The organism is Acidocella sp., from assembly GCF_052326845.1.
Classification (GTDB): Bacteria; Pseudomonadota; Alphaproteobacteria; order Acetobacterales; family Acetobacteraceae; genus Acidocella.
The window spans coordinates 17,680-27,196 of the sequence record NZ_JBKQJR010000079.1 but is presented as its reverse complement, the minus strand read 5'-3'; the positions used below and the strand labels follow the sequence as shown (position 1 = coordinate 27,196).

Below are 9,517 nucleotides of genomic sequence, written 5' to 3'. Positions count from 1 at the left end.
TCAGCGGGTGGTCTCGCCACAACTCACGCGCAGGCTCGCCATAGTGCGGATCAATCTCAAAGCCTGCTGCTGCTTTGATACGTTTAGCAGGAAACTCCTGCATCAGCGCCGAATAGAAAGCCCCGGTGCCAATGGCCGGATCGAGGAAACGAACCGGCACATCACCGGGCAATAACTTTCTGGCATGGGCAAGAACATCCAGCGCAAGCAATGTCGGCGTGGCAAATTGCCCAAGCCGATTCCGCTCTTTCTGCGTTTTCGCGGCGTCAAGTTCGCTTTGCAACAAGAGGCGGCGCGTCTCGATAGGGGGGCGCGTGTCCATGTCTACAACCCGAACCCGGCGAGTTCATCGATGCGGTGCTCCCAAACCCAATCGATGCCTTCCGCCGCCTCGTACCCAAGATAACCTGTATCGAAATACCCACACAGAAACAGGATGAAGCGGACGCTGGCGCCATAGGTCGCACGGAGCTGATTCATTTTTACAGCCTCTTCCTTCCGGCGCTTGTTTACATTTGTAAAATCACCGGCAGATTTTGCTTCGATTAACAAGGGCAATTCGCCAGCCTTGCTGGTCTTCGGCATGACGACGGTGTCAACCGGAATGTTGATTGTATTCCCGTCGCCTTCAAGTTTTACCGGCACATTCAACCGGAAGCTGAACGTGCCGGGCGGCATGGCGTCGAATTTAATCTTCGGCGGAAGCAGCTTGTAGCCGCGCGCCTCTAGCCATGCCCCGATTGCCGCAAGTTGACGTTTCTCTTGAGCGTTTCGGATAATCGGATTTGCAACCGCGCCGCAAAGGCGATCTGCCACAATGGTCGCGGCACGATGTATCTCAACATCTGTCGCCGGAGCGGCGCGGCCGAGCCAGACGAAGATGTCCGGGTCGGCCATTTTCTCAATGATGTTCCCAATTTTGTCCAGATCGGCCGCGAGCGCGGTCGAATTCATGCGGGCCGGGATGGTTCCTGATTCCATACATTTGACTAGGTTGCCCGACACGCCAGCCAGGCCAATGAGCCGGTCAACCGCAATAGGCGGGCAGGTCGACATGCGCAGTGTCGGTAGAACGTCCGGCTTCCGGCGCAGAACATCCGCCCCCACATCCGCGAGGTTTTTCGTTTCAGCCAGGGTCGACTCAACGTCTTTCGTAGTCTGAATTCGCGTCTCACGATAAGCAGACGGCGCAAATTTCATGAACCAGTCGTTGTACATATCGACGGACAAGGCAATATCAGCCTTCCAGCGGTCGGGCTTGGTTCTGTTGACGCTAGTATTTTGATTATCCAACACGTTTGTTCTTTCTGTAGAGTTCCCAGATTTCAACAAAGAGAGTGTTCAACGGCATGCTTCTTTGCGCCGCTTCCACCTTCACGGCTTCGGCCAACTTCGCGGGCAGCCTGAAACCTATGATCTTGGACTCCTCTTGTGTCGTGAGGTAGTGGCGCCGGGCTCTCCTCTTATCTTCTGTCATCGTGATACCCTCCCGAGTCGACCTGTCGACTCCGAGTATAGCCCACAAGCGAGCCGACAGAAGAGAGCTTTTCTCTATTTCAGATTGCCATGGAACCTCTGTAGCTCTCCAACAACAGAGACTTGTAGAGCTTGCCAAAAAACGGCAGAACTACTGCACTAATTCGTCAATTTTTTCACATTTTCCTACACATAAGAAATTTGCTTATAAAAAATACATTTAAAAACAAATAGTTAAGTTACATGTAACCGGACTTAAAATCCGTTGGGACTTTGTCCTGTGGGGGTTCGAGTCCCCCCACCCGCACCATCTGTTTGCGCCAGATCAATGTTTTTCCCGGCCGCCGGCGCATGAAGGGCACGAAGGGGAGTTCGATATGTGCCTTGGCATTCCAATGCAGGTGGTGGCGATCGACGGCTTCAACGCCGAGTGCGAGGCGCGCGGCGTGAAGCGCACTGTGTCCCTGTTCATGATCGGCGAGAATGAGGTGGCGGTGGGCGATCATGTGATGGTGCATGTCGGCTACGCGCTGCGGAAGATGACCCCGGAGGATGCGCGCACGAGCTGGGAGCTATTCGACGAGATTCTCGCGGCTGCGGACGAATGAGAGAAGATTTCACCACCGCCAGGGCGTGGCTGGAGCGCATCCAGGCGCTGCCCATTGAGCACCCCGTGGCGGTGATGAATGTATGTGGCGGGCATGAGCGCAGCCTCACGCAGCTCGGCCTGCGCGGCGTGCTGCCGTCGAACGTAAAGCTGATCCCCGGCCCTGGCTGCCCGGTTTGCGTCTGCCCGGAGGAGGATCTGGCCGATGCCATCGCGCTGGCGCTCTCGGGCCAGGTGACGCTGGTCGCCTTCGGGGACATGCTTCGTGTGCCCATCAACGCGCCCAAGGGCGAGGTGCGCTCCCTGGCGGAAGCGCGGGCGAAGGGCGCGGATGTGCGGCCCATAAGCTCACCACAGGAAGCGGTCGCGCTGGCGGCCAAGAGCGAAAAGCCGGTGGTGTTCTTCGTGGCCGGGTTCGAGACGACGACCGCCCCCGTGGCGGCGATGCTGGCGCAGGGCGTGCCGGAGAACCTCTCCGTGCTGCTGGCGGCGCGGCTCACCTGGCCGGCGGTGGACGCGCTGCTGCGCGACCCCGAGGCCAGGCTGGATGCGCTCATAGCGCCCGGCCATGTGGCGGCGGTGATGGGCGCGAATGAGTGGGGGTTCGTCGCGGAAAAATACCATCTGCCCGTGGCGGTGGCCGGGTTCTCGGCCAACTCGCTGCTGGCGGCGCTGTATTCGGTGCTGCGGCAGACGCTCGCGGGCAAGCCCTTCCTGGATAATTGCTATGCCGAGCTGGTCGCGCCCGAGGGCAACAAACGCGCCCAGGCCCTGCTGGCCGAGGTGATGGACGTGACCGACGCCAACTGGCGCGGCATTGGGGTGATCCCCCGCTCCGGCTTCGCGCTCCGCGCCGAGTGGCGGCGCCACGATGCGCGGGAGCGATTCGAATTCTCCACCCTGCCCCGCCGCCATGCTGGCGAAATGCCGCCGGGCTGCGACTGCGCCGCCGTGGTGCTGGGCAAGAAGCAGCCGGACCAATGCCGCCTCTATGGCAAGGCCTGCACGCCGCAAAACCCGGTGGGGCCGTGCATGGTCTCGGATGAAGGCGCCTGCCATATCTGGTGGCAGGGAGGCACGCGGGCGGCGGCATAGCTGGTGGCCTGCGAACGGATAACCTTAAGCGGCGTAGTACAGGGGGTGGGGTTCCGGCCCTTCGTGTACCGTTTGGCGCAGCGTCTGGGCGTTTCAGGCTGGGTCCGCAACGCCGCGGGCGTGGTGGAGATCTGCGCCGCCGCCGCGCCTGAGGCGCTGGCGGAATTCCGCGCCGCGCTGCTCGCCAAGGCCCCCGCCGCCGCCCGCCCGGAGATCCGGGCCGTTACGCCGGGTGAGTTCACCGGCGCCGGGTTCTCAATCCTGGACAGCACGGCGGGAGAGATGGTGCAGGGCCTGCCGCCGGACCTCGCCCCCTGCCCGGACTGCCTGGCCGAAATGGAGGTCCCTGGGCGGCGGCACCGCTACCCGTTCATCAACTGCACGCAATGCGGCCCGCGCTATTCCATCATCCGCGCCCTGCCCTATGACCGCGCCAATACCTCGATGGCGGCGTTCCCGATGTGCGGAGCTTGCGCGGCGGAATATGCCAACCCGGCGGACAGGCGCTTCCATGCCGAGCCGGTGGCCTGCCCGGCGTGCGGGCCGCGTCTGCGCTTTGGCACGGCGGAGGGCGAGGCGGCGCTGGCGGCGTGCCTCGCGGCACTGCGGGCCGGGCGGATCGTCGCGGTAAAGGGCGTCGGGGGCTACCATTTGTTCTACGACGCGGCGGACGAGGCGGCGGTGGCCCGTTTACGGGCGCGCAAGCACCGGCCGGAGAAGCCGCTGGCGCTGCTGCTGCCTAAGGCGCGGGTACTGGACTATGTGGTGGCGGATGACCCGGCCTTGCACCTGCCCTCGCGTCCAATCCTGCTCCTGGAGAAGCGCCCCGGCCTGCCCGAGGCACTGGCCCCGGGGCTGGCCGAGTTGGGGGTGATGCTGGCGGATTCCCCCCTGCACCATCTGCTGGCGGAAGGGTTTGGCGGCGCACTGGTGGCAACCTCGGCCAATCGCTCCGGCGAACCGATGGTGACGGACGAGGCGCAGGCGGAAGCGGAACTCACCGGCATTGCCGACGGCTTCCTGCACCATGACCGGAAGATCGAGCGCGCGGTGGATGATTCCGTGCTGCGGATCATCGACGGCGCACCGAGGATCATACGCGCCGGGCGGGGGCTGAGTCCCATCGAGATGCAACTGCCCTTCACGCTGGAGCGCCCGGTGCTGGCGCTGGGCGGGCACATGAAATCCACCATCGCCCTGGCCTGGGGAGACCGCGCGGTGATCTCGCCGCATCTGGGCGAGTTGGACAACGCCCCGGCGCAGGCGAATTTCGCCCGCATGGCCGCGGATATTCAGGCGCTCTACGGCGTGCGGGCGGAAGTGCTGATCGCCGACGCGCATGCGGGTTACGCCAGCACGCGCTGGGCGCGGGCCCAGGGCCTGCCGGTGGAGACCGTCTGGCACCACCACGCCCATGCCAGCACCCTGGCCGGGGAGCATGGCGGGGCGGAGATGTTGGTCTTCACCTGGGACGGCGTGGGTCTGGGCCCGGATGGCGCGCTCTGGGGCGGCGAGGCGCTGCTGGGCCGGCCCGGCGACTGGCGCGTGGCGGCGAGGCTCAAGCGCCTGCGCCTGCAAGGGGGCGACGCCGTGGCCCGCGCCCCCTGGCGCTCGGGTGCGGCGATGTGCTGGCAGGCGGGCATCGCGCCCCCTGAAGGTTTGGTGCCGGATGCCCTCGCCCACGCTGCCTGGGCGCGCGGGGTGAACTGCCATGAGAGTTCCGCCGTGGGCCGGTTGTTCGACGGCGCAGCCGCCCTGCTCGGGCTGTGCCGCAATGCCAGCTACGAGGGCCAGGGCCCGGCGCTGCTGGAAGCTCTGGCGGACGCATTGTGCGAAGCCGCCCCTTTGCCCTTGCGTGAGGTGGACGGCATCTGGGAGGCGGATTGGGTCCCGCTGCTGCCGATGCTACTGGACGAAAGCCTGCCGAGGGCCGAACGCGCCGCGCGCTTCCATGCCGCGCTGGCGGCCACGGGGGCGGAGATCGCGCGCCTTGTGGGGGCGCGGAGTGTGGGACTGGCGGGCGGCGTGTTCCAGAACCGCAAGCTGGCCGAGGCGCTGCTCACCCGGTTGCGGGCGCAGGGCATGACGGCGCATCTGGGGCGCAGCATCCCCTGCAACGATGCAGGGCTGAGTTTTGGCCAGGTTGTGGAGTTTGGAGCGCGGCAATGGATGAGATGATTACCCTGGCCCATGGCAATGGCGGACGGCGGATGCGCGCGCTGATCGAGGAGATTTTCGCCCCCGCTTTGGGCAACCCGGACACCCAGGCCGATGCCACGCCCATCGCCCTGCCGGAAGGCGAGATCATGGTCACGACTGACGGCTTCACCGTGCAGCCGGTGCAGTTTCCGGGCGGGGATATCGGCGCGCTTTGCGTGCATGGCGTGGTGAACGATCTCGCCGTTTCCGGCGCCACGCCGCTCTACCTCACACTGGCGGCGCTGATCGAGGAAGGCACGTCCACGGCGCTGCTGCGCGAGTTGGTGGCGAGCCTGGGCGCTGCGGCGCGTGAGGCCGGGGTGCGCGTGGTCGCCGGCGACACCAAGGTGCTGCCGCGCGGCCAGGGTGGCGGCGTGTATTTCACCCTCACCGGCATCGGCGTGCGCACGCCCGGCTCCCCGCCCGGCATCGGTGCCATCCGCCCCGGTGACAAGATCCTGGTTAACGGGCCGGTGGGGGACCACGGCATCGCCGTGATGCTGGCGCGGGAGGATTTCGGCCTGCGCGGCGACGTGCGCTCCGATGCCGCGACCGTGCTGCCCCTTACCCAGGCGCTGCTGCCCCTGCCCGGGCTGCGCTTCATGCGCGACCCCACGCGCGGCGGGCTGGCTACGGTGGCGCATGAGATCGCGCTGGCGGTGAAGCTGGGCATCGAGCTGGAGGAAGCCGCCATCCCGGTGCGCGAGAGCACGCAGGCAGTGTGCTCCATGCTGGGTTACGACCCGCTTTACCTCGCCTGCGAGGGCCGGGTGGTGGCGGTGCTGGCGCCGGAGGACGCGGACGCCGCGCTGGCGGCGTGGCGGGCACTGCCCGGCGGCGCGGAAGCGGCGATTATCGGTATTATGGTCACGGCGCCCGGCCCGGTGGTGCTGCGCACGCCGATCGGCGGCAGCCGCGTTCTGCCCGAACTGGAAGAGGATGCGCTGCCGCGCATCTGCTGAACGGAGTCGTATTCGCGCGGGAACGGCCTATCTGAACACGAAGATTTTCAGGAGGACTCGGACATGTTCAAAAGCGTGAACCCGGCAACGGGCCAGGAGATCGCCAGCTACCCGGAGCTGACGCCGGCAGAGCTGGAACAGAAGCTCGCCGCAGCGCAGGCGGCCTTTTTACGCTGGCGCCGGACAGAGATTGCGGAGCGCACGGCGCTGCTGAACCGCCTGGCCGATGTGTTCGAGGCAAACAAGGTGCGGCTGGCGCGCATGGCAACCGAGGAGATGGGCAAGACGCTGGCCTCCGCCACCGCCGAAGTGGAGAAATGCGCCGCCTGCTTCCGGCATTACGCCAAACACGGGGCGGAGATGCTGAACACCGAACAGGTGAAGCTGACGGCGGGCGGGAGCGCTGAAATCCATTTCCTGCCGCTTGGCGTGGTGCTGGCGGTGATGCCCTGGAACTTCCCCTACTGGCAGGTGGTACGATTCCTTGCCCCGGCGATCCTGGCGGGCAATGCGGGGCTGCTGAAACATGCGAGCATCGTACAGGGCGTTGCCGGGCTGCTCGAAGAGATGGTGAGGCTGGCCCAGGCGCCGGAGGGGCTGTTCCAAAATCTCGCCGTCAAATCCAAGGATGTCGTGCAGATCATCGCCGACGGCCGGATTGCCGCGGTCACGCTGACGGGCAGCGAGGGGGCTGGCATCGCCGTGGCCGAGCAGGCCGGGCGGCAGTTGAAAAAAGTGGTGCTGGAGCTCGGCGGCTCGGACCCGTTCATCGTCATGCCCTCCGCCGATTTGGAAAAAGCCGTGACGGCGGCGGTGAAGGCGCGGATTCAGAATACCGGGCAATCCTGCATCTGCGGCAAGCGCATGATCGTGCATGCGGATATCTATCCGGAATTCCTGGCAAAATTCTCCGCCGCCATGCGCGCCGCGAAAGCGGGCGACCCGCTGGACAAGGCGACGGATATGGGCCCGCTCTCCAGCGCCGAGCAGTTGAACACCGTGCTGGGGCAGCTGGAGGAAGCCAAGAAACTGGGGGCGAAGCTGGAGGGCGGGGAAAAACTGCCGGGGCCGGGCGCATTCATCTCCGCCGGCATCCTCACGCAAGTGCCTGTGCAAGGCACCTTGATGCATGAGGAGATTTTCGGGCCCATCGCCATGGTGTTCAGCGCCAAGGATATCGACGAGGCAATTGCCCTCGCCAACCACATCCCCTTCGGGCTGGGGTCCTCGGTCTGGACGAATGACCCCGGCGAGCAGACCAGGTTTATCCGCGACATTGAAGCCGGGATGACGGCGATCAATCAGATGCTTGCTTCCGCGCCGGAGGCACCGTTCGGCGGGGTAAAACGCTCAGGCCACGGGCGGGAGCTGGGCGCTTATGGCCTGCACGAATTCATGAACCTGAAGACAGTGCTACGCGCGGCCTAGCCGCCTCGGCCGCCCCGGCCACTCCCTTGCGCAGCCAAGCGAGCCAGTCCTCCATACCCTCCCCCGTGCGGGCCGAAAGGGTGAGGCATTCCATGCCCGGATGCACCTGCTGGGCGTAGTCCTGCGCCGTCTCCACCGAGAAATCGAGATACGGCAGCAGATCCGCCTTGTTCAGCAGCATCAGGTTCGCGGCATAGAACATGTCAGGGTATTTCAGCGGCTTGTCCTCGCCCTCGGTGGTGGAGAGCACCACCACCTTATGCGCCTCGCCCAGGTCGAACCCGGCCGGGCAGACGAGGTTGCCGACATTCTCGATGAACAGCAGCCCGCCGCGCAGGGAGGGCAGATGCTCCAGCGCGTGGCCGATGCCATGCGCGTCCAGATGGCAGCCCTTGCCGGTGTTGATCTGATAAGCCGGCACGCCGGTGGCCTTGATGCGGTCGGCATCCAGCCCGGTTTGCTGGTCGCCCTCGATCACCGCGATAGGGAACTCGCCCTTCAGCGCCTCGATGGTTTTCACCAGCAGCGTGGTCTTGCCGGACCCGGGCGAGGAGACGAGGTTGATGACAAAGATGCCCTGCCCGGTGAAAAAACGGCGGTTGGCATCGGCGTAGCGCTGATTGAGCGCCATGATGTCCTGCTCCACCTGCACCATGCGGGTTTTGGAAAGCCCCGGCGCGTGCGCATGCTCCGGCCCGTGGGCATGGTGGTGGTGATCATGCGCGTGGTCATGATCGTGGGAATGATCTCCGCAACCGCAAACGCCACACATGTTACGATACCTCCAGCTGCTTGACCCGCATCTGCTGGCCTTCCAGAATCCGCAATTGATAGCTGCCGCAATTCGGACAGCCGTCGCCATGGCGGCGTACCGCCACGCGGGCGCAGCATTGCATACACCAGGCCTCGCCGTCCACGAGTTCGGTGATGAGCTCCGCGTCCTCGGCCAGCGTGCCACGCGCGACGATGGGGAAGTTGAAGCACATCGCCTCCGGCTCGATGGTCGCGAGCGCGCCGATCTCCAGCCACACCTTGTGCACCTTGGCGAAATGCTGCGCGATGGCCTGAGCCTCCAGCGTTTGCACCAGCCCCTCGCAGAGCGACATCTCATGCATCGGGATCACCCAAGCGAATGAACTTGTCCTTCGGCGCCTCGCAGACCGGGCAGTGCCAGTTATCGGGCAGATCCTCGAACCGTGTGCCAAGTGGAGTCTGCCGCGCCGCGTCCCCCTCCTCGGGGTCGTATACATGCCAGCAGATACGGCATTCGTAACGCAGGCTCATTGGCAGACTCCGCGCCGGGCACGCACGCGCAGCGCGCCGGGCTTATGGGCGGCCAAGGCCTGCTCGATCCGGTCCAGCCAGACATCGCCGGCTTCGCGCAACGCCGCGTCACCGGGCTGCAGCGGCGGGGTGTATTGCGCCAAGCTGCTGGGCAGAGGCAGGTCTGCGGGGCCTTCTTCCGGCGTGGCGAACATTACGCGGTTTGCTCCTGGTTGAAGATTTTACCAATTTCGTCGAGATACACCGCCCTGCCGCGCGTGCGCGGCAGGCTGAGCACCACCACGCGATCGTGCAGGAACAGCGTCGGCCGTACCGTGATCTTGAAGCGTACAGCAAGCTTTTTCTCTACATCGGGGTCGATCACGCCTGGAGCAATATGTGTTTAGGTTGAACAGGGCGGTGAGGCGCGTCCCTGCGTGCCGCCATCAACGGCGACTTTCATGCCGCAGCGCAACATGTTCTGCAT

The 9,517-nt window shown here is 65.0% G+C and carries 13 protein-coding genes; 5 read left to right on the top strand and 8 right to left on the bottom strand.

Features of this window, described 5'->3' with window-relative positions; genetic code table 11:
- From ACLPJJ_RS05490 to ACLPJJ_RS05480, 3 genes are all read right to left on the bottom strand, one after another.
- Positions 1-322: hypothetical protein (locus tag ACLPJJ_RS05490; protein WP_443589943.1), on the bottom strand; the 322-nt coding region annotated here is incomplete at its 3' end.
- Between the two features lie 2 nt (positions 323-324).
- Positions 325-1,296: a XamI family restriction endonuclease gene (locus ACLPJJ_RS05485; protein WP_443589942.1), complete on the bottom strand. Its 972-nt coding sequence runs from the start codon at positions 1,294-1,296 to the stop codon at positions 325-327.
- Positions 1,286-1,477: a hypothetical protein gene (locus ACLPJJ_RS05480; protein ID WP_443589941.1), complete on the bottom strand. Its 192-nt coding sequence runs from the start codon at positions 1,475-1,477 to the stop codon at positions 1,286-1,288. The genes ACLPJJ_RS05485 and ACLPJJ_RS05480 overlap by 11 nt, the downstream gene beginning before the upstream one ends.
- A 376-nt stretch (positions 1,478-1,853) precedes the next feature.
- On the opposite strand from ACLPJJ_RS05480, the gene ACLPJJ_RS05475 reads away from it, so the two are divergent.
- The 5 genes from ACLPJJ_RS05475 (at position 1,854) to ACLPJJ_RS05455 (ending at position 7,767) form a co-directional block, all read left to right on the top strand.
- Complete coding sequence (locus ACLPJJ_RS05475) at positions 1,854-2,084, top strand: HypC/HybG/HupF family hydrogenase formation chaperone (RefSeq protein WP_443589940.1); 231 nt, start codon at positions 1,854-1,856, stop codon at positions 2,082-2,084.
- Positions 2,081-3,178, top strand: a complete 1,098-nt coding sequence (hypD, locus tag ACLPJJ_RS05470) for a hydrogenase formation protein HypD (RefSeq protein WP_443589939.1) — start codon at positions 2,081-2,083, stop codon at positions 3,176-3,178. The genes ACLPJJ_RS05475 and hypD overlap by 4 nt, the downstream gene beginning before the upstream one ends.
- Positions 3,179-3,181: 3 nt before the next feature.
- The gene (gene hypF, locus ACLPJJ_RS05465) at positions 3,182-5,356 is read left to right on the top strand and encodes a carbamoyltransferase HypF (protein WP_443589938.1); all 2,175 of its coding nucleotides are present in this window, start codon (positions 3,182-3,184) and stop codon (positions 5,354-5,356) included.
- Positions 5,344-6,339, top strand: a complete 996-nt coding sequence (hypE, locus tag ACLPJJ_RS05460; RefSeq protein WP_443589937.1) for a hydrogenase expression/formation protein HypE — start codon at positions 5,344-5,346, stop codon at positions 6,337-6,339. The genes hypF and hypE overlap by 13 nt, the downstream gene beginning before the upstream one ends.
- A gap of 63 nt (positions 6,340-6,402) precedes the next feature.
- Positions 6,403-7,767: an NAD-dependent succinate-semialdehyde dehydrogenase gene (locus ACLPJJ_RS05455; RefSeq protein ID WP_443589936.1), complete on the top strand. Its 1,365-nt coding sequence runs from the start codon at positions 6,403-6,405 to the stop codon at positions 7,765-7,767.
- Here the strand turns inward: ACLPJJ_RS05455 and hypB are convergent.
- The 5 genes from hypB to ACLPJJ_RS05430 are packed head-to-tail and all read right to left on the bottom strand — an operon-like array spanning position 7,733 to position 9,415.
- On the bottom strand, positions 7,733-8,539 hold the full coding sequence (hypB, locus tag ACLPJJ_RS05450; RefSeq protein ID WP_443589935.1) for a hydrogenase nickel incorporation protein HypB: 807 nt from the start codon (positions 8,537-8,539) through the stop codon (positions 7,733-7,735). The genes ACLPJJ_RS05455 and hypB overlap by 35 nt on opposite strands.
- Position 8,540: 1 nt before the next feature.
- Positions 8,541-8,882, bottom strand: coding sequence for a hydrogenase maturation nickel metallochaperone HypA (gene hypA, locus ACLPJJ_RS05445; RefSeq protein ID WP_443589934.1), 342 nt, complete (start codon positions 8,880-8,882; stop codon positions 8,541-8,543).
- Positions 8,875-9,051 (bottom strand): rubredoxin, encoded by a 177-nt coding sequence (locus tag ACLPJJ_RS05440; protein WP_443589933.1) that lies wholly within the window; start codon positions 9,049-9,051, stop codon positions 8,875-8,877. Before ACLPJJ_RS05440 ends, hypA begins: the two co-directional genes overlap by 8 nt.
- Positions 9,048-9,245, bottom strand: a complete 198-nt coding sequence (locus ACLPJJ_RS05435) for a hypothetical protein (RefSeq protein ID WP_443589932.1) — start codon at positions 9,243-9,245, stop codon at positions 9,048-9,050. The genes ACLPJJ_RS05440 and ACLPJJ_RS05435 overlap by 4 nt, the downstream gene beginning before the upstream one ends.
- Positions 9,245-9,415 (bottom strand): hypothetical protein, encoded by a 171-nt coding sequence (locus tag ACLPJJ_RS05430; protein ID WP_443589931.1) that lies wholly within the window; start codon positions 9,413-9,415, stop codon positions 9,245-9,247. Before ACLPJJ_RS05430 ends, ACLPJJ_RS05435 begins: the two co-directional genes overlap by 1 nt.
- Between the last annotated feature and the right edge of the window lie 102 nt (positions 9,416-9,517).